This window comes from Psychrobacillus sp. MER TA 171 (assembly GCF_023713305.1).
Taxonomy (GTDB): Bacteria; Bacillota; Bacilli; order Bacillales_A; family Planococcaceae; genus Psychrobacillus.
On the sequence record NZ_JAMAWN010000001.1, the window covers coordinates 47,877 to 67,712 of the forward strand.

General features: G+C 39.8%; 24 protein-coding genes. 23 read left to right on the forward strand and 1 reads right to left on the reverse strand.

All coding sequences use genetic code 11. From position 1 onward, the window contains the following. The first annotated feature begins 6 nt into the window (after positions 1-6). The 7 genes from M3627_RS00215 (at position 7) to rpmE (ending at position 6,858) form a co-directional block, all read left to right on the forward strand. Complete coding sequence (locus M3627_RS00215; RefSeq protein ID WP_169359449.1) at positions 7-1,284, forward strand: UDP-N-acetylglucosamine 1-carboxyvinyltransferase; 1,278 nt, start codon at positions 7-9, stop codon at positions 1,282-1,284. Between the two features lie 428 nt (positions 1,285-1,712). Next, positions 1,713-2,675, forward strand: a complete 963-nt coding sequence (gene glpX / locus M3627_RS00220; protein WP_169359450.1) for a class II fructose-bisphosphatase — start codon at positions 1,713-1,715, stop codon at positions 2,673-2,675. A gap of 119 nt (positions 2,676-2,794) precedes the next feature. Then, on the forward strand, positions 2,795-4,078 hold the full coding sequence (rho, locus tag M3627_RS00225) for a transcription termination factor Rho (protein WP_169359451.1): 1,284 nt from the start codon (positions 2,795-2,797) through the stop codon (positions 4,076-4,078). 144 nt (positions 4,079-4,222) lie between these two features. Then, positions 4,223-4,765 carry a sigma-70 family RNA polymerase sigma factor gene (locus M3627_RS00230; protein WP_251552807.1) on the forward strand — a complete coding sequence of 181 codons (543 nt, stop codon included), beginning with the start codon at positions 4,223-4,225 and terminating at the stop codon, positions 4,763-4,765. Beyond that, positions 4,750-5,160 (forward strand): helix-turn-helix transcriptional regulator, encoded by a 411-nt coding sequence (locus M3627_RS00235; RefSeq protein WP_251552326.1) that lies wholly within the window; start codon positions 4,750-4,752, stop codon positions 5,158-5,160. Before M3627_RS00230 ends, M3627_RS00235 begins: the two co-directional genes overlap by 16 nt. Beyond that, complete coding sequence (locus M3627_RS00240; protein ID WP_251552334.1) at positions 5,150-6,478, forward strand: FtsW/RodA/SpoVE family cell cycle protein; 1,329 nt, start codon at positions 5,150-5,152, stop codon at positions 6,476-6,478. Before M3627_RS00235 ends, M3627_RS00240 begins: the two co-directional genes overlap by 11 nt. Positions 6,479-6,642: 164 nt before the next feature. Continuing rightward, on the forward strand, positions 6,643-6,858 hold the full coding sequence (rpmE, locus tag M3627_RS00245; protein ID WP_169359455.1) for a 50S ribosomal protein L31: 216 nt from the start codon (positions 6,643-6,645) through the stop codon (positions 6,856-6,858). Positions 6,859-7,100: 242 nt separating this feature from the next. On the opposite strand, the gene M3627_RS00250 is transcribed toward rpmE, so the two are convergent. Then, on the reverse strand, positions 7,101-7,388 hold the full coding sequence (locus M3627_RS00250) for a hypothetical protein (RefSeq protein WP_251552336.1): 288 nt from the start codon (positions 7,386-7,388) through the stop codon (positions 7,101-7,103). A gap of 24 nt (positions 7,389-7,412) precedes the next feature. On the opposite strand from M3627_RS00250, the gene M3627_RS00255 reads away from it, so the two are divergent. From M3627_RS00255 to atpE, 16 genes are all read left to right on the forward strand, one after another. Next, complete coding sequence (locus tag M3627_RS00255; RefSeq protein WP_169359456.1) at positions 7,413-7,991, forward strand: thymidine kinase; 579 nt, start codon at positions 7,413-7,415, stop codon at positions 7,989-7,991. 48 nt (positions 7,992-8,039) lie between these two features. Beyond that, positions 8,040-8,168, forward strand: a complete 129-nt coding sequence (locus M3627_RS20690) for a hypothetical protein (protein WP_285841601.1) — start codon at positions 8,040-8,042, stop codon at positions 8,166-8,168. A gap of 317 nt (positions 8,169-8,485) precedes the next feature. Continuing rightward, positions 8,486-9,565, forward strand: coding sequence for a peptide chain release factor 1 (gene prfA / locus M3627_RS00260; RefSeq protein ID WP_169359458.1), 1,080 nt, complete (start codon positions 8,486-8,488; stop codon positions 9,563-9,565). After that, positions 9,558-10,415 (forward strand): peptide chain release factor N(5)-glutamine methyltransferase, encoded by an 858-nt coding sequence (prmC, locus tag M3627_RS00265; RefSeq protein ID WP_353056442.1) that lies wholly within the window; start codon positions 9,558-9,560, stop codon positions 10,413-10,415. Before prfA ends, prmC begins: the two co-directional genes overlap by 8 nt. A gap of 45 nt (positions 10,416-10,460) precedes the next feature. Further along, a complete protein-coding gene (locus M3627_RS00270) occupies positions 10,461-10,991 on the forward strand; it encodes a stage II sporulation protein R (protein ID WP_169359460.1) in 531 nt (176 codons plus the stop codon). Between the two features lie 67 nt (positions 10,992-11,058). After that, complete coding sequence (locus M3627_RS00275; protein WP_251552346.1) at positions 11,059-12,090, forward strand: L-threonylcarbamoyladenylate synthase; 1,032 nt, start codon at positions 11,059-11,061, stop codon at positions 12,088-12,090. A gap of 88 nt (positions 12,091-12,178) precedes the next feature. Further along, positions 12,179-12,682: a manganese efflux pump gene (locus tag M3627_RS00280; RefSeq protein ID WP_169359462.1), complete on the forward strand. Its 504-nt coding sequence runs from the start codon at positions 12,179-12,181 to the stop codon at positions 12,680-12,682. Between the two features lie 45 nt (positions 12,683-12,727). Then, complete coding sequence (locus M3627_RS00285) at positions 12,728-13,159, forward strand: low molecular weight protein arginine phosphatase (protein ID WP_251552355.1); 432 nt, start codon at positions 12,728-12,730, stop codon at positions 13,157-13,159. A 12-nt stretch (positions 13,160-13,171) separates the two neighbouring features. Then, entirely contained in the window at positions 13,172-14,482 is a 1,311-nt protein-coding gene (locus M3627_RS00290) for a methyl-accepting chemotaxis protein (RefSeq protein ID WP_251552357.1), read from the forward strand. 115 nt (positions 14,483-14,597) lie between these two features. Next, positions 14,598-15,035 carry a ribose 5-phosphate isomerase B gene (gene rpiB / locus M3627_RS00295; protein ID WP_169359465.1) on the forward strand — a complete coding sequence of 146 codons (438 nt, stop codon included), beginning with the start codon at positions 14,598-14,600 and terminating at the stop codon, positions 15,033-15,035. A 21-nt stretch (positions 15,036-15,056) separates the two neighbouring features. Next, positions 15,057-15,602, forward strand: coding sequence for a TIGR01440 family protein (locus M3627_RS00300; protein ID WP_251552366.1), 546 nt, complete (start codon positions 15,057-15,059; stop codon positions 15,600-15,602). Continuing rightward, complete coding sequence (gene glyA / locus M3627_RS00305; protein WP_205964045.1) at positions 15,599-16,858, forward strand: serine hydroxymethyltransferase; 1,260 nt, start codon at positions 15,599-15,601, stop codon at positions 16,856-16,858. The genes M3627_RS00300 and glyA overlap by 4 nt, the downstream gene beginning before the upstream one ends. Before the next feature lie 334 nt (positions 16,859-17,192). Then, entirely contained in the window at positions 17,193-17,822 is a 630-nt protein-coding gene (gene upp, locus M3627_RS00310) for a uracil phosphoribosyltransferase (RefSeq protein ID WP_169359468.1), read from the forward strand. Positions 17,823-18,424: 602 nt separating this feature from the next. Further along, positions 18,425-18,796 carry an ATP synthase subunit I gene (locus M3627_RS00315; protein WP_169359469.1) on the forward strand — a complete coding sequence of 124 codons (372 nt, stop codon included), beginning with the start codon at positions 18,425-18,427 and terminating at the stop codon, positions 18,794-18,796. A gap of 26 nt (positions 18,797-18,822) precedes the next feature. Then, a complete protein-coding gene (atpB, locus tag M3627_RS00320) occupies positions 18,823-19,536 on the forward strand; it encodes a F0F1 ATP synthase subunit A (protein ID WP_169359470.1) in 714 nt (237 codons plus the stop codon). A gap of 65 nt (positions 19,537-19,601) precedes the next feature. Beyond that, the gene (gene atpE, locus M3627_RS00325) at positions 19,602-19,826 is read left to right on the forward strand and encodes a F0F1 ATP synthase subunit C (protein WP_144540512.1); all 225 of its coding nucleotides are present in this window, start codon (positions 19,602-19,604) and stop codon (positions 19,824-19,826) included. Positions 19,827-19,836: the final 10 nt, after the last annotated feature.

The window sequence follows — 19,836 nt, forward strand, 5'->3', positions numbered from 1 at the left end:
AACGGTATGGAAGTTTATAAAATAAAAGGAGGAAACACCCTCCGTGGCACGATTAAAGTAAGTGGGGCAAAAAATAGTGCAGTAGCTCTTATTCCCGCTTCGTTGATGGCTAATTCTCCCGTTACAATAGAAGGCTTACCTGAAATATTGGATGTTTTCACCCTAAAGGAAATTTTAGAAGAGGTTGGTGCAAAAGTAACCTTCTCTGAGGGGACTATGGTGATAGATCCGACAAATGTTGTAGATATGCCTATGCCTAATGGTAATATTAAAAAGTTACGAGCATCTTATTACTTAATGGGTGTTATGCTAGGGAAATTCAAAAAAGCAGCTATTGGGCTGCCGGGCGGCTGTCATTTAGGCCCTCGACCAATTGACCAGCATATTAAAGGGTTTGAAGCGTTAGGTGCAGAAGTGAGCAATGAGCACGGAGCAATCTATTTGAGAGCAGACGAGCTAGTTGGATCAAAAATATATCTAGATGTTGTAAGTGTGGGCGCCACAATTAACATCATGCTTGCTGCCGTCCTAGCAAAAGGTAGAACTATTATCGAAAATGCCGCAAAAGAGCCAGAAATCATTGATGTGGCAACGTTACTTTCAAATATGGGAGCTAATATTAAAGGTGCAGGAACAAACGTGATTCGTATTGATGGGGTAGAAGAGCTGCACGGTACAAAGCACACGATTATTCCGGACCGTATAGAGGCTGGCACTTTTATGATTATGGCTGCACTTGCCGGTGATGGAGTAACCATTGATAATGTCATTCCATTTCACGTGGAAGCTTTAACTGCAAAGCTTCGAGAAATGGGAGTAGCTGTAGAAGAGTTTGAAGAGAAGGTATTTATTCCTAAAACGACAAATTTACAAGCTGTTGACGTTAAGACACTTGTTTATCCTGGGTTTGCCACGGATCTTCAGCAACCTTTTTCTGTTTTATTGACACAAGCTACCGGAACTTCGGTCATTACTGATTCTATTTACTCAGCGCGGTTTAAACATATTGATGAGTTACGCCGCATGAATGCAAATGGAAGAGTAGATGGTAGAACTGCTGTGCTAACTGGACCTGTTAAGCTAGAGGCTGCAACCGTTCGAGCGAGTGATCTTCGCGCAGGGGCTGCTCTTGTACTGGCAGGCTTAATAGCAGACGGTGAAACCGAAATTCAAGATATCTACCATATAGACCGAGGATATAGCTCATTAATCGAGAAGCTACAAGGTATAGGGGCAGATATTAGAAGAGTGGAAGTACTGGAAATCGAACAAAATAATAGCTAGAAAAATGGAGGGTATTTTCTCCATTTTTTTAGAAACTAGACATAACTTAGGTGATTTCTGTCGATTGAGAGACAGGCGATTGCGCTTTTCTATTTGTCCAGCTCCATCGCCTTGCCCCTCGGGGTCAAATGGATAAAAGCAGCGGTGGCTGAGGAGCTGCCTCCTCGCTTTTCTCCATTTGCCTGTCGGGGCAGACATAGGCGATTGCGCTTTTCTATCTGTCTAGCTCCATCGCCTTGCCCCTCGGGGTCAAATGGATAAAAGCAGCGGTGGCTGAAGAGCTGCCTCCTCGCTTTTCTCCATTTGCCTGTCGAGGCAAAGACAGGCGATTGCGCTTTTCTTATTTGACAAATATGCTACAATGATATCGGAAGAAACAAATTCGTATGTATTTATATACAATCCGTAATACGGGAGGCACAAACGAAATGGAACGTAGTTTATCAATGGAATTAGTCCGAGTGACTGAAGCAGCCGCTATTGCATCTGCTCGCTGGATGGGACGAGGATTAAAAAATGAAGCAGATGATGCAGCAACTACTGCAATGCGTACAGTATTTGACACTATCCCTATGGAGGGTGTTGTAGTAATTGGGGAAGGTGAAATGGACGAGGCACCGATGCTATATATCGGAGAAAAGCTTGGCCATGGCACAGGAGGTCCTCAAGTAGATGTAGCAGTAGACCCTTTAGAAGGTACTAATATTGTAGCTTCTGGTGGCTGGAATGCATTGGCAGTTCTAGCAATTGCAGATCGCGGAAATTTACTTCATGCACCAGATATGTATATGGAAAAACTGGCAGTAGGACCTGAATCCGTTGGCCAAGTGGACATAAATGCGTCTGTACTTGATAATTTACGTGCTGTTGCTCGTGCAAAAAACAAAGATATTGAAGATGTTGTTGCGACTATCCTAGGTCGTCAGCGCCATGAAAAAATTATTGAAGAAATTAGAGCAGCAGGCGCTCGCATCAAGCTAATTACCGATGGCGATGTAGCTGGGGCGATTAACACTGCTTTTGATAATACTGGTGTTGATATTTTATTCGGCATGGGAGGAGCTCCAGAAGGAGTTATCTCAGCAGTTGGATTAAAATGCTTAGGTGGAGAAATTCAAGGGAAGCTTGTTCCTCAGGATGAGGCAGAACTTGAAAGATGTAAAAAAATGGGACTAGATGTTAACAAGATTTTACGTATGGAGGATCTTGTTAAAGGCGATGATGCAATCTTTGCTGCAACTGGAGTTACAGATGGAGAGCTTCTTCGTGGAGTACAATTCAAAGGCGCTTTTGGTTCCACGCATTCTATCGTAATGCGCGCCAAATCCGGAACTATTCGTTTCGTAGAAGGCCGTCACAGCTTAAACAAAAAACCGAATTTAGTACTATAAAACTAAACTTCTTTGTATACCCGATAGTTCTCTATCGGGTATCCTCTAATAAAACTTCTTTCCTTTTATCCAGTTTCAATAAGTAAACAACAAAATATAGTAAAGAGTGGTGCGTGCTAATGACACAAACAACGATCAATGAGCTAGAGAATATGACCTTAAAAGAGCTCTATACTCTTGCGCGCAAGTATAAAATAGCTGCTTATAGTAAATTATCAAAAAAAGAACTTATTTTTGCAATCTTAAAATCTCGTGCAGAGCAAGAAGGCTTTTTCTTTATGGAAGGTGTTTTAGAGATCATTCAGCAGGAGGGCTTTGGCTTCCTACGACCGATTAACTATTCTCCTAGCTCCGAAGATATTTATATTTCCGCGTCACAAATTAGAAGATTTGATTTGCGTAACGGAGACAAAGTAACAGGGAAAGTACGACCACCAAAGGAAAGCGAACGTTATTACGGTCTTCTGCATGTAGAGCTAGTAAATGGAGAAGATCCTGAAATTGCTAAAGAGCGAGTTCATTTCCCAGGACTAACACCTTTGTATCCAGATCGCCATATTAAATTGGAAACTGTTCCAGAGAAGCTATCTACTAGAATTATGGATTTAGTAGCTCCAGTAGGTTATGGTCAGCGTGGTTTAATTGTTGCTCCACCGAAGGCTGGTAAAACTTTATTAATAAAAGAAATTGCTAATGCTATTACAACGAACCATCCAAATGCAGAGCTAATTGTATTATTAATAGATGAGCGCCCGGAGGAAGTAACAGACATCGAGCGTTCTGTAAAAGCTGATGTAGTAAGCTCCACATTTGATGAGGTACCAGAAAATCACGTCAAGGTAGCAGAGCTTGTCTTGGAAAGAGCTATGCGCCTTGTAGAGCATAAGCGTGATGTTATTATCCTAATGGATTCTATCACTCGTTTAGCACGTGCTTACAATCTTGTAATACCGCCAAGTGGGCGTACTTTGTCAGGTGGTATTGACCCTGCTGCATTCCATCGTCCAAAACGCTTCTTCGGTGCTGCGCGTAATATCGAAGAGGGTGGAAGCTTAACTATTTTAGCCACTGCTTTAGTAGATACTGGTTCACGAATGGATGAAGTTATTTACGAAGAATTCAAAGGTACAGGAAACCTAGAGCTTCACCTAGACCGTAGTCTAGCAGAGCGCCGTATCTTCCCGGCCATTGACATCCGTCGTTCAGGAACAAGAAAAGAAGAATTGTTAATTCCTAAAGACCAATTGGATAAACTATGGGCTATTCGCAAAACTTTCTCTGATTCTTCCGATTTTGGAGAGCGTTTCTTGAAAAAACTACGTTTAACGAAAACGAACGAAGGTTTCTTCGAGCAATTGAGCGAGGAAATGAAAGCACATCGTAGTGGTAAAGTGTCACTATAATTGAACTAATAACTTTAAATGGAGACTCAAGACAACAGTCCTGAGTCTCCTTTTTTGATGTTTTTAAATAATGATTTCATAAATGAAAACTTTTCTAACTGCACACTCGTCTAATGTGCAAAAGGGGGGACAACGGTGGAGCGAATGCTAATGGGGGATACTAAATCCGAGAATTATGAGCAGCTCATCGATGAACTGATGAGTACACATGGTCAGGATATATTGCAGCTAGTCTATGCTTACGTACATAACGAAACGATTGCTGAGGATTTAACACAAGAGATTTTTGTGAAGTGCTACAAAGGGTTACCGAGCTATAGAGGCCGATCATCTATTAAAACATGGTTATGGCGCATTGCCATCAATCATGCCAAGGACTATTTAAAAAGCTGGTATAACCAAAATGTTAGGATAACAGAAGATGCGTTTCTAAATAGAGCTACATTGTCTTCAAGTGTAGAACAAATCATTGTCCAGCAAGATGAGGATGCATCGCTTGCAGCGGCAGTCATGAGCTTACCTATTAAATATCGTGAAGTAATTTACTTAGCTTATTTTGAAGAACTGACCATGAGGGAAGCAGCAGCCGTTTTGCAGCTTAATGAAAACACCATTAAGACGAGGCTGCGCAAAGGAAAACTTCTATTAAAGAATATATTGGAGGGGTCTGAGTGGAAGAACGATTGAAGGGCTTAAAAAAAGCTATGAAAAGTACTACATTTGAGCATCTGCAATTTTCAGAGGTACATCAAAAAGTAAATGACCAAATTAAACAACTCTCTCCAGCTGCTTTAACAGAAGAGATTTTACCTCTTTTAGTAGAATCTAAGACGGGTAGTGAGTTAGTAGAGCTTCTGCATGTAAGAGGAGAAAAATCTATTAGATGTAATGAAGGAGCTGTATATACCTCACTTCATCTGGCGGAACAAAACGGTGAGCTAGAATCCTTTTGGACTGAAGGAGAAAAGTATTATAGATTATCGAAAAAAGGACATAAGCTATTACAGAAAAAGCATTCTTCTACAGCAACTCGTTTCTCACTAAGGCAGTTATTTCACGAGGTGACTACAGATGAGCATTAAAGAATATTTACAGTCAGTTATTGCACATATTCGCTCTAAAGAGGCAAAAAGTTATGTGGAAGCTGAGCTAGCTAATCATATGGAACACTCGAAGATGTCTTGGATGACAAAAGGATATACGGAAAAGGAGGCAGAGGGTAAAGCTGCTTCCGAAATGGGCAGTCCTACCGTGCTCGGTAAATCATTAAATGAAATCCACAAGCCTAGAATAGATTGGCTGCTTCTCTCCTTACTAATTGGAATATTATTACTGAGCTTTTTGCCAATTATAGCTTTGAATCAGCCACATTATGAGTACAGATATGGTCATATGATTCCTGCGTTTTTATCTAATCATGTAATTCATATTATCTTAGGCTTTGGCGTTGCTCTTGGATTAATGTTTTTGGATTATCGAAAGTTTGCACAATTGGGTTATGTTTTTTTCGGCATTGCCTCCTTATTTATAATATTTTTATATAGTTTTTACAATGCACAAATAAACGGAAAAGTAATGATCCAAGTTGGATTTATTAGTTTAAAGGTTTGGATGTCGATCCCACTTTACTGTATTGCCTGGGCAGCATTGTTTTCTAAACAGAACTTTGCCTTATGGAAAGCGACTGTACTAGTAGGAATTTCATTTATTTTATTTAGCTTTAATGCGGACTTGTCAATTTTATTAATATACGGAGCTCTTGTTGCAGTGTTATTCATGAAAAGTAAGTTTTCAAGAAAGCAAAAAAGTATAGTTACTGGAGCTGTGGCAGCTTTAATCATTAGCTACATTATATTTGCATGGTTCAGCTATCAAAATGGAAGTATTGCAAAATACCAGATAGCACGTCTACTGGGCTTCTTTAATCCAGCAAGTTATGCTGAAGGTGCAGGATATATGAATGTATTGCTTACAGATTTACTTCAAGGAGCTAAATGGTTTGGAGCAGGAACGACCTATAAACTTCCAGAAGCACATACAGATTTAGTTTTTGGACATCTCATTCAATCCTATGGTTTAGCTATGGCGATTGGAATATTTATAATACTAAGCTTAGTGATTGTGCGCTTTTTACACAATACTTCTTCAGTGAAGGACTCCTTCGGAAGATTAATCATTACAGGATGTATTACAATTTTTTCGACACAATTCATCTATGCCGTTGGAATGACAGTTGGGTTAGTTCCAATTGTATCGATATCACTACCGTTTTTTAGCTACGGATTTATGCCAACCGTACTCAATGCTTTCTTAATAGGCTTAGTCCTTAGCGTATATAGACGAAAACACTTTGTACAGACACTCCACGTTCCTAAAATAACTTCTAAGGTAAGTCATTAAACAAAAACTAATGACTTGTCTAGAACGTGAAGACATGTTATTATATGAAACGTAAGTTTATACATTTCTGCTACATATGCGATTGACATCAATCGGATCGTGTAAGGTATCAGTTTCATAACCAACTCTGTTCCAGATGGTTCAGGGCGAGAGGAGAGATAGAGATGAAAGCAGGAATTCATCCCGATTACAAAGAAGCAACAGTATCATGTTCATGTGGTAACACATTCACAACTGGTTCTGTAAAATCAGACATTAAAGTCGAGTTCTGTAACGAATGTCACCCATTCTATACTGGACGTCAAAAATTCGCAGCTGCGGATGGCCGTGTTGATCGCTTCAACAAAAAATACGGAATTAAAGAAGAAACTCAAGACTAATAACAAAGTACCTGCAGAGCACTTAGTGCTTTGCAGGTATTTTTGTTTATAGTTTAGGAAATTATAAAATTCTCAATCTGTGGATAGTGTCTAGCTCTACCGCCATGCCCCTCGGGGTCAAATGGATAAAAGCTCCGGTGGCTGAGGAGCTGCCTCCTCGCTTTTCTCCATTTGCCTGTCGGGGCAGAGATAGGCGGTTGCGCTTTTCTTGATGTCTAGCTCCACCACCATGCCCCTCGGGGTCAAATAGATAAAAGCTCCGGTGGCTGAGGAACTGCCTCCTCGCTTTTCCCCATTTGCCTGTCGGGGCAGGGATAGGCGCTTGCGCTTTTCTTGATGTCTAGCTCCACCGCCTTGCCCCTCGGGGTCAAATGGATAAAAGCTCCGGTGGCTGAGGAACTGCCTCCTCGCTTTTTTCCATTTGCCTGTTGGGGCAGGGATAGGCGGTTGCGCTTTTCTTGTGACAATTCCTTTAAAATAGTTTCGGGGAATACACCCGTATGATATAAATAGATAGAAGCAAAATACATAGTCGATAAGTAAGGAGATATATCATGGCTCAACTATTTTTTAAGCACGGCGCGATGAACAGTGGAAAATCAATTGAAATTCTAAAGGTAGCACATAATTATGAAGAACAAAACAAACCAGTCGTTATTTTCACACCTGGTATTGATACTCGTGATGAGGTGGGACACGTCTCTAGCCGAATTGGTTTGAAGAGAAAGGCCACTGCAATTTATGATGAAACAAACCTATATGAAGTAGTAAAAGAAATAGATCCGAAACCATATTGTGTGTTAATCGATGAGGTGCAATTCTTAAAAAAAGAGCATGTTCTTCAGCTTACACAAATTGTAGATGAACTAAATATCCCTGTCATGGGCTTTGGCTTAAAGAATGACTTCCAAAACGAAATGTTCGAGGGTAGTAAATATATGCTGATCTATGCTGATAAAATCGAAGAAATGAAAACGATATGCTGGTTCTGCCATCGCAAAGCAATCATGAACTTACGAGTGGATGAGAGCGGTCAACCAGTATATACAGGAGAACAAATTCAAATCGGTGGAAATGACTCCTATTATCCAGTTTGTCGCAAATGCCACTCCAATCCACCGCTTACTCAGTGAACGAGTAGGTATTTCTAATACAATATAGAGAACCTTGCGGAGACGGCGATGAACCTTGCAGAGACAGGGACTAACCTTGCGGAAATGAGCAAGAACCTTGCAGAAAGCCAAAAACCTTGCGGAGACGAAGCCGAACCTTGCAGAGATGGCGATGAACTTTGCAGAGACAGGGACTAACCTTGCGGAAATGAGCAAGAACCTTGCAGAAAGCCAAAAACCTTGCGGAAATGGGCAAGAACCTTGCAGAAAGCCGAAAACCCTGCGGAGACGAAGCGAAACTTTGAACAAACGGTTCCCACCTGTGCAGTTGAGCTATCAATCCGTAAAGTAGCGGATGGCGAGCGAAATTGTATCTTCGCGAGCCCTTTACTGAATAGAATAGGTATATATTCTTTCATTAGCATAAAGGCTCTTTAAAATAGAAAAAGTAGCAAGGACTCGGCTTTTTCTTTATAATAGTACTATTAGACATATAAATGAACGAGGTGAGCACGATGTTTGATCGATTACAATCGGTAGAAGACCGTTATAATAATTTAAATGAATTGCTTAGTGATCCAGATGTAGTGAATGATACGAATAAGCTAAGAGAGTATTCAAAGGAACAATCGAATCTACAGGCGACAGTGGATGCGTATAGAGAATATAAGGATGTTAAAAGCCAATACCAGGATGCAAAGCAAATGCTTGATGAGAAGCTAGATGCAGATATGCGTGAAATGGTAAAGGAAGAAGTGAACGAGCTAGAAGGTCAGATTGCTGAGCTAGAAGAGCGTTTACGTATTTTGTTGATTCCGAAAGATCCGAATGATGACAAAAACGTTATTATGGAGATTCGTGGAGCTGCGGGTGGAGATGAGGCAGCCTTATTTGCAGGAAATCTTTTCCGTATGTACAGCAGATTTGCGGAAACACAAGGCTGGAAAATCGAGGTTATGGAATCGAATCCAACTGGTTTAGGCGGATATAAAGAAATTATCTTCATGATTAATGGGAATAATGCCTATTCGAAGATGAAATACGAAAATGGTGCACACCGCGTGCAACGTGTTCCAGAAACTGAGTCAGGCGGCCGTATTCATACATCTACTGCAACAGTAGCAGTTCTTCCAGAAGCGGAAGAGGTAGACGTAGAGATTCACGAAAAAGAAGTTCGTGTAGATACTTTTGCATCATCAGGTGCTGGTGGACAATCGGTTAACACGACTATGTCAGCTGTTCGTATGACCCATTTACCTACAGGGATCACTGTTTCCATGCAGGATGAAAAATCTCAGATTAAAAACAGAGAAAAAGCAATGAAAATTCTTCGTGCACGTGTAGCGGATAAGTTCCGTCAAGAAGCGCAAGCAGAGTATGATGCTGTCCGTAAATCAGCGGTTGGTACTGGTGACCGTTCGGAACGAATTCGCACATACAATTATCCACAAAATCGCGTGACTGACCATCGTATTGGTTTAACTATTCAAAAGCTAGACCAAATTTTAGAAGGTAAGCTAAATGAAGTAGTGGATGCACTGATTTTAGAGGATCAAGCTGAAAAGCTAGAAAGAATGAATGATACAAATGTCTAAGACCATTTATGAGGCCCTGAACCGGGCTTCTTCTTTTTTAGAGGAAAATAACCGTGAAAAAGAAGTAGCTCGTTATATTTTGCAATTTGTCCTAGGGAAAAATTACTCTGAGCTTATGATGGCCATGTATGAAGAGATATCAACAGATTCTTTTAATACTTTCTGGAGCTATGTGGAGGAGCATGCAACCGGTAGACCGTATCAATATATTATTGGTCAGGAAACCTTTTATGATCGAGAATTTTTAGTGAACGAGTCTGTTCTAATTCCACGCCCCGAAACCGAGGAACTAATAGAAGAGGTAAGAAAGCGTGCACCCCATCTATTTAAGGATAAAAATCCGTTAAATATTGCAGATATCGGTACGGGAAGCGGAGCCATTGCGATTACTATTCAAAAGGAGCTGCCAAATGCAAAGGTGACTGCTACAGATATATCTGAGAATGCGTTACAGGTAGCTGTTCAAAATGCAGAAAGACTGTCAGCAACTATCGACTTTAAACAAGGAGATTTGGCGGAGCCTATATCACATGAAAAATGGGATATTGTTTTATCGAATCCACCTTATATTGCACACTCTGAGGCGCCAAGCTTATCAGATACAGTGATAGATTATGAACCGCATTTGGCTTTATTTGCAGATGAGGATGGTCTTTTACTTTATCGTAAATTATCAGAGCAGCTTCCTTCCTTGATGAATTCAACTAGTTTAATAGGTTTTGAGATTGGCTATGAGCAGGGGCCAGCTGTTGCTGGAATGCTTCAAAAAGCCTTTCCTAAAGGGAATGTAGAGGTTATTCAAGACATTAATGGAAAAAATCGTTTTGTTTTTTGTACAAATGCTGAATAAGATATGAATCTATTGGTAACAATGTTCCTAAGGGAGGAATGTTACATGTTACCAGATTACGAGATAAAAAGAGCAGGTAAAGTAGGACAAAAAATAGATGCAGTTATTCTCTTTGTATGGATGCTATTGGTTATTCAAACGATTTTATTTGTTTTTATTCATAATGCGGAACAAACGGAGGCGATGCGCTTTCGATTAGTTGCTAACAGCAACACCGCTTATGATCAGCAGGTGAAAATGGAAGTACAGGAAAAAATAGCGCCAATCTTAGTAAATTATGAAAAGGATCCGGACGCTACAATAATAGAACTAGAGAAAACAGTTGTGAGTCTATCCAGTAGCTTGCAGGAGAAGATGACAATCACACAAGGTCAAACGATCTTTCCGCCAAAGGAATGGGAAAGTGGAATTGCAGCTCAGACGCAGGTGGAGGCAATTGTAGTTTCTATCGGTAGTGGAAGAGGAGATAATTGGTGGTGCGGTCTATTTCCTAAAGCATGCTATAAAGAAGAAGTAAAAGAAGAAAAGCCTAAATTCTTTGTTTGGGAATGGTTAAAAAAGAAATTTTCCACATAGTTTTCCACAATTGTCTGAAAGTTATTAACATTTTGTGGATAAGGTTCTAAAAAAGGAGAAGTTACGTATGAATACAAAAATTTTATCTGTGGGTAACTTATCCACAGAAGAAATAAGTTATACAGAGGCCGTCCAATTATTACATTCGGGTGAAGTGGTAGCTTTCCCAACGGAAACTGTTTACGGCTTAGGGGCCATCGCAACGAATGAAAAAGCGGTAGCGAAAATTTTTGAAGCAAAAGGCAGACCCCAGGATAATCCTCTTATTGTGCATATTGGATCTAAGGATGAAATTAGTGATTTTATCTCTCACATCCCGGAAAAGGCTCAGCTATGTATGGATGCATTTTGGCCTGGACCATTAACGTTAATACTTCCGCTGAAGGAAACTGTTTTGGCTTCCAATGTTAGCGCAGGCTTGGATACTGTCGGGGTAAGAATGCCTAATCATCCTGTAGCTTTAAAACTTTTACGTGAACTAAAACTTCCGGTTGCTGCTCCGAGCGCAAACCGAAGTGGAAAACCTAGCCCAACTAAAGCAAGACACGTGCACAAGGATTTAAATGGTAGAATCCCTGCTATAATAGATGGCGGAGCAACTGGGATGGGACTTGAATCGACGGTGCTTGACTGTACTAGCGAGATTCCAACTATTCTACGACCAGGTGGAGTAACAAAGGAAATGCTTGAACAAGTTATTGGCAAGGTCAATGAAACAAAGCTTGTAGATAAATCAGAAGCTCCAAGAGCACCTGGCATGAAATATGCTCACTATGCCCCGAATGCACCTGTCTATTTAATAGAGGCATCTGTACAATCGATACAAGAAGCTATCGCTAGTATACATAAGGAAGATAAAAAGGCTGCCCTCATTGCAACGGATCAATTGAAAGTAGTAGATGCCAACTATTATTTTTCACTTGGTAACAACGAACAAGTAAAAGAAGCTGCTCATTTGTTATATGAGGCACTTAGAAGCTGCGACGATACAGATGCAGATATCGTGCTTGCCCCTGTTTTCAAAAAGGATGGCGTTGGAGCAGCAATTATGAATCGTTTAGAAAAAGCTGCAGATGGTAAATGGTTTTTCGAAAAGTAAAACAAGTTAAAAAAGGTTGTCTATATTTTGTATTCTCTCCGGTCCATTTGCATACATTTAATTATGCAAATAGACGGGAGAGATTTTTTTGTGGACAGAAATATTAGCAGGATTCTTAATGTCGGTAGATGTACTTATCTTATTTTCTCTTGTATCATATAGAAAACAGGTTTTGACTCTAGCTGCTTGGGTTGCATCCTTACATATGCTCTTCCCCTTAATAGGTTATTATGCAGGTGTTTTGGTACAAACCTATTTACAGCAGGCAAGCCCTTATTTATCAGGAGTTCTGCTAACCTTGGTAGGTCTTCAAATGGTATTATCAAAATCTCCAAAAGAAATACCGATGATGCCACCGTATATCTTGGCTATAGTAGCGAGTCTAGATACCTTCTCCGTAAGTATTTCCTTTGGTATGCTCCAAGTAGAAAAGTTCATTTTTATTCTAAGTGCAGGCATCTTCGCTTTTGTAGGAGTAATTGTTGCACAGAAAATTATATATAAAAACACTGTGATGAACAGAGGTATGATTATGAAACTGGCTGGTGGAGTTTTATTAGTCATGGGTTTGCTTACTCTTCAAAATATATAACAAAATAAACAGCCTATACACACTAACATAAAGGAATGATCTAGTATGAATATTTTATTTGTCTGTACAGGAAATACTTGTAGAAGTCCGATGGCAGAGGCAATTTTAAAAGCAAAGAAGTTAGATAAAGTAAATGTGAAGTCAGCAGGTATTTATGCAATGGATGGAGAAAATATGTCTCTAAATAGTCAAAAAGTTCTAATGGACAACAACATTCCTTTTACCCATAAATCCTCCTCCCTACAGCCGTCTATAGTTGAGTGGGCAGATTTAATTTTAACGATGACTGCTGCTCACAAACAGGCCCTTATTTTTGCTTTTCCCGAAGCAATTTCTAAGATTTATATGTATAAAGAATTTGTAACTCCGGACGATATACAGGATGTAATGGATCCTTTTGGAGGAAACCTGGGTATATACGAACGGACTTACGAAGAACTTAGTATGCTAACAGAGGGATTAGTCAAGAAGCTATAGGGGGAAAAATGGATGAAAGAGAAAAGAAAGAAGCACGCCTTTGGATTTCAAAAGAAGATTGTGCTTTTTGTAACGGTTCTTGCAATTATTACGTATTCAACAAGTGCATTATTTATCAATTATGTACAACCTTATTTACAAACGATGGATATAAATATAGGAGCCCTTCCATTTGAAATTCTTACATATGCTTTAGGTATATTCTGGTCAGGCCTTCTTGCTTACTTTTTCAGTGGATTAATCATCAAGCCTCTGTTTAACTTGGAGAAGGTTGCAACACTTGCTTCAGAAGGTAAAATTGGCGTGGATGTAGAAGTTCCAAACTCTAAAGATGAGATTCAATCCGTAGCTATTGCCTTCCAAACGATGTTAGAAAATCTTCGTGAAATGGTCCAAGGAATAGAAGAAAACTTTGATAAAACAAACAACAGTGTACAAAAGCTTGCAGAAGAAGCTTCCGTTGCATCTGATCAGGCAGAGGCAATCGCCTCTACTATAGCTCAAATTTCCGAAGGAGCAGAGCAATCCGCTATGGCTGTGCAAGAAACAGCTGAGTCAGTAGAGGATGTTAGAGTACTTGCTTCGGAGGTAAATAAGCGTGCTGAAAAATCTTCTGTACAGTCAAAAGAAATGATTACCGAGCTATCAGAAACTACTAAGGTCATACAATCTTTAGTGAGTGGCATACAAAAAATTGCCTCTGGCAGTGAATCTGCTTTAGGGAATGTTCATCAGTTAGAAGAGAATGCCAGCAAGGTTGAAAGTATTATTCAGTTAGTTGGAGACATAGCAGCACAAACTAATCTGCTGGCACTGAATGCTTCTATAGAAGCTGCACGTGCAGGAGAGCATGGTAAAGGTTTCGCAGTAGTAGCAGAGGAAGTACGTAAACTTGCAGATGAAAGTGCGAAGGCGGTACAAGGTATTTCTACTCTTATTCTAGCGATACAAAGTGATGTTCAAACAGTAGTTCAACAGATGACGAACCAGGTAAGCTTTGCTGTTGGGGAAGCCAAACGTGTATCTGAAACGAATGCAGCAGTAGAAGGCATGTCGACAAAAGTTCATGAAATGGCTGAATCAGTAGTAGAGATTTCTTCTCTTGTAGAAAAACAGCTTTCTAATATAGAAAGCACTGCTCGACAATCTCAGGATGTGGCAGCGATTGCAGAGGAAACTTCAGCAGGAGCAGAGGAAGTAAGAAGTGCTACGGATGAACAAGCTCGCTCTATTGAACAAGTTGATATTTTAACAGAAGACTTGAAACGTCAGTCAGAAGATTTGTTCCAGGTGATCTCTCAGTTTGACCGTACTGCCCAATAATGTTATAAAATGAATATGTCAAAAACGGATACAGCTCAAACGATTTGAGTTGTATTTTTTTGCTCAAAAAGGTGGTATGATGAATTTGAGTACTAAACAGAAAAGAGGGAACAAGATGAAAATTGCAATTTCTTCTGATCACGGAGGCAATAACCTTCGTAAAGAAATTATTCAACAGCTTGAAGAACTCGGACTTTCCTATAAGGACTTTGGTCCACAGACAAATGATTCTGTCGATTACCCTGACTATGCAGCACCAGTAACAGAAGGTGTAGCAAGTGGAGAGTTTGATCGTGGAATTTTAATTTGTGGGACAGGTATTGGAATGTCCATCGCTGCCAACAAGATTAAAGGAATTCGTTGTGCTTTAGTGCATGATGTTTTTTCTGCTAAAGCAACACGTTGTCATAATGACTCTAACGTTCTTGCAATGGGAGAGCGAGTAATTGGTCCAGGCCTTGCACGAGAAATCGTGGCAACTTGGTTAGCTCAAGAATTTGAAGGCGGTCGTCACGAACGCCGTATTGAAAAAATTTCAGCTTTAGAAAAATAACATGGAATAGAGGGATTTCAGATGGAAGCAAAAAATTTGTGGCAACAGCAAATGGAACAGCTTCTCCTGGAAGTGGAGCAGCAAATAACGTTTCATGAAAATGATTTGTTCGTTGTAGGATGCTCTACCTCTGAAGTAATCGGGAAAAAGATAGGAACTGCCGGTGGGTTAGAGGTAGCAGAGGTTTTATTTGAACCGATTCGAGCATTTGCCGAGCGCAATAAAATACTTCTGGCCTTTCAAGGCTGTGAACATATCAATCGTGCATTAACAATGGAAAGAGCCACACAGCAGCTATATAGACTGCCGGAGGTTTCAGTTATTCCAGTTGTTCGTGCAGGAGGCTCTATGTCTGCCTACGCATATACCCAATTTCAGGAGCCTGTAGTGGTGGAACATGTGCAGGCTAAAGCAGGACTTGATATTGGTCAAACCATGATTGGCATGCAGCTGCAACCAGTTGCTGTACCGATACGTGTATCCACCAAAATGGTAGGGGAAGCGATTATAACGATCGCTAATACTCGACCGAAACTTATTGGCGGGGTACGAGCATTTTACGGATGAATTTAGAGGAGGAACTAGAAGTGAAAAAGATTCAATCACAAGATCCAGCAGTATTTGAGGCAATGTTATCAGAGAAAAAACGTCAACAATCAAACATCGAACTTATTGCATCAGAAAACTTTGTATCAGAAGCTGTAATGGAAGCACAGGGTTCTGTTCTGACAAATAAATATGCAGAGGGTTATCCTGGCAAACGCTATTACGGTGGCTGTGAGCATGTAGACGTAGTAGAGAATATAGCTCGCGATCGCTTAAAAGAAATTTTTGGAGCAGAGCATGCAAACGTGCAACCACATTCTGGTTCTCAGGCTAATATGGCCGTTTATATGACAGCTTTACAGCCTGGTGATACTATTTTAGGGATGAACTTGTCACACGGTGGGCATTTAACGCATGGTTCTCCTGTAAACTTTAGTGGAATTCAATATAATTTCATTGAGTATGGTGTAAACAAAGAAACTGAAATGATAGATTACGAGGAAATTCGCTCTATCGCTCTAGAACACAAGCCTAAAATGATTGTTGCTGGTGCAAGTGCATATTCACGTACAATTGACTTCGCTAAATTCCGTGAAATTGCGGATGAAATTGGAGCATACTTATTCGTAGATATGGCTCATATAGCAGGCTTAGTAGCTGCAGGTCTTCATCCAAACCCAGTACCACACGCTCATTTTGTGACTTCTACAACGCACAAAACGTTACGTGGACCACGTGGTGGATTGATCTTAACTACTGAGGAATTCGCTAAGAAAATTGATAAAACAATTTTCCCAGGTATTCAAGGCGGTCCATTAATGCACGTGATTGCTGCAAAAGCGGTTGCTTTCGGTGAAGCACTTCAACCTGAGTTTAAAGAATATCAACAGCAAGTAGTTGCAAATGCTAAGGTACTAGCTGACAGCTTAACAGCAGAAGGAGTTCGTATTGTTTCTGGCGGTACGGATAACCACGTTATGCTATTAGATGTTTCTGCACTAGGCTTAACTGGTAAAGTAGCAGAGCATGTACTAGATGAAGTAGGAATTACTGCTAACAAAAATACAATTCCTTTCGATACTTCTAGCCCATTCATTACTTCAGGAGTTCGTGTAGGAACACCAGCGGTAACTTCACGTGGCTTCAAAGAAGAAGAAATGAAAGAAATTGCTTCTATTATTGCTAAGCTATTAAAGAATCATGAGGATGCTACAGTAATTGCTGAAGCAAAAGAAAGAGTGCAAGCTCTAACTGATCAATTCCCTCTATATAACTAACTGTTGTGTGGGAGGCCTATGACTGTGTCATAAGCCTCCTTTCATTATGGCATTCAGCTTTATTGGAACTTAATAAATGAAGGCAGAACAAATAATGTCTCTTTTTAACTGAAGATCTCAATGGAAGTCGGACATACTATTCAAAGTAACTGTCTTGACGGTAGCTTCAGTCTGCAAACGGATGTATTTGTGTCGCTTATGTTAATGTAACCGACAGAAATCGTTCGTTTAAATGAAATAGACGCAATATTAAGTCCCTGTGATTACTAGTATGATTACTACCGTTTTTGTTATAATGGCAAAGATGAAAAAAAACAAGAAGGAGAGATGTAATATGGCAAAAGTATACGTATTTGATCATCCACTGATTCAACATAAACTTACATATATCCGTGATGTGAAAACTGGTACGAAAGAGTTCCGCGAATTAGTAGATGAGGTAGCGACATTAATGGCCTTTGAAATTACACGTGACTTACCTTTAGAAGAGGTGGAAGTAGAAACTCCTGTTCAGGTTACAAAATCGAAAGTAATTGCCGGAAAGAAATTAGGACTAGTTCCAATTCTTCGTGCGGGTATAGGCATGATCGATGGTATGTTAAATCTTATTCCAGCTGCAAAAGTGGGACATATCGGACTTTATCGTGATCCAGAAACATTAAAACCGGTTGAATATTACGTTAAGCTTCCTGCAGATGTTGCTGATCGTGACTTTATCCTAGTAGATCCAATGCTTGCAACTGGCGGATCTGCCATAGAAGCAGTTAACTCTCTGAAAAAGCGTGGTGCAATGAGCATTAAGTTTATGTGTCTAATCGCTGCTCCTGAAGGTGTAAAAGCACTTCAAGACGCTCACCCAGACGTTGACATTTATATTGCTGCATTAGATGAAAAGCTAAACGACCACGGGTATATAGTTCCTGGTCTTGGAGATGCTGGAGACCGTTTATTCGGAACAAAGTAAAATACGGCATTTTCTCTATCGAGAGTAAAATTAGGATAATTAGGTAATGCTTGCAGTATGTTGGCTTTCCAGTTCCAGATGGAGGGTCAACCTGCTGCATAAATGTATGGTAAGATGGTAACGTGTGCTAAACAAGAGAAGTATTTTTACGGTGAAAACTCTTGTTTTGAAAAAGTTGCGAAATTTTCTTTTAAATTTGTCGATAAATTGTCAATCTAGTCATCTACGTGAAGTTTTTCACTGATAGCAATTGACATCAAATAGCCCCTATTGTATGCTTACAAAGGATAAATCATGATAGGGGTTTCATGCGTGAAACACTTGATGTATCAACTTTCTACTAGATTCACAGTTTTTACTTATATTAGGGGAAACGTGAGTACACTTTTATGCGTCATTTGACGTCCGTTACAAGAGATAGCTCTATTTTCAGCGATTCTCTCACAGCTTGTAGGTTCTATAGAAGATACGTTCACGTTTTAGTGAATTGATCATACTTTTGGAACCACTCCAATCTTTTAGTGATTTGTTTATGCCAGGTCTTATGACTAGAGCAGCGAGAATCGCTACCATTCGAAAATATGATTCAGGAGATTAGACCAATGCTAGAAATGCAACGTATTTTTACGAGGCAAAAAAAGTACATATTTTTTTTGCTTGCGATATGTGTTCTTGGATGGGCATTTACGCCATATCCTGCTATTTTTGCGGGCTTAGCAGTAGGTTCCTTATTCGGTCTGTATAATTTCTGGATACTAGTACGAAGAATGGAAAAATTTGATCGTGTGATGTTAGGTGAAAAGGGACGAGCAGGCTTAGGGACAAGTTTTCGATTTGCCTCAGGTATTGCTGCAGTTGCAATTGCACTTATTTTCCCAGATGATATTCATCTAATTAGTACGGTTATCGGATTAATGATTCCCTATGTTCTACTTATAGTAGAACGAATTTTGTTAGTTAGAAATCAGCCATGAGTATGTGAAAGAGAGGTGAAAGAATCGTGGGACACTCAAATCCAGAATTTGTGCTTTGGGGTATGACGGGGAACTGGTCAAACATCCTTATGTTGTTTGTAACTTCTCTGATCGTTTTCTTAATTGCATTTTTTGCAACGAGAAGCTTAAAGCTTAAACCAACTGGGATGCAAAATTTCATGGAGTGGATAATGGACTTCGTGAAAGGAATTATTAAGAGTAATTTCGACTGGAAAACAGGCGGAAGATTCCATATTCTTGGAATTACATTAATCATGTTTATCGCAATAGCCAACCTATTAGGTCTACCGTTTGCAATTACGTATGACGGAGTGCTTTGGTGGAAATCACCGACAGCAGATCCAACAGTTGCTATGACACTATCAGTGATGATTATCGTTTTAACTCACTATTACGGTATTAAGATGAAAGGTTTCAAACAGTACAATATTGATACGTACTTGAAGCCAATGCCACTATTATTCCCATTAAAAGTTATAGAAGAATTCGCAAATACGTTGACACTCGGTCTACGTCTTTACGGTAATATCTATGCGGGGGAAGTATTATTAGGCTTAATCGCAGGTTTAGCAACATCTAGTATTTTTGGCTTTTTCGGAGCAATCGTTCCGGCAATGGCTTGGCAAGGGTTCTCTATCTTTATCGGTGGAATCCAAGCATTCATTTTCGTTATGTTAACAATGGTTTATATGTCACATAAAGTGTCAGCAGACCATTAATATAACTGTTTAGGAAACTAGGCAGAAAATAAAAAAAAACAACATTCCAAGGAGGAAATTAAACAATGGTAGGTTCAGTTGGTCTTTTAGCAGCAGCTATAGCAGTTGGTTTAGGTGCACTTGGTGCAGGTATTGGTAATGGTCTAATCGTTTCAAAAACAGTAGAAGGTATCGCTCGTCAACCAGAAGCACGTGGAGCTTTACAAACAGTTATGTTCATCGGGGTAGCGTTAGTTGAAGCCGTGCCGATTATCGCAGTAGTTATCGCGTTTATCGTATTAAACCAATAGTATTTATATT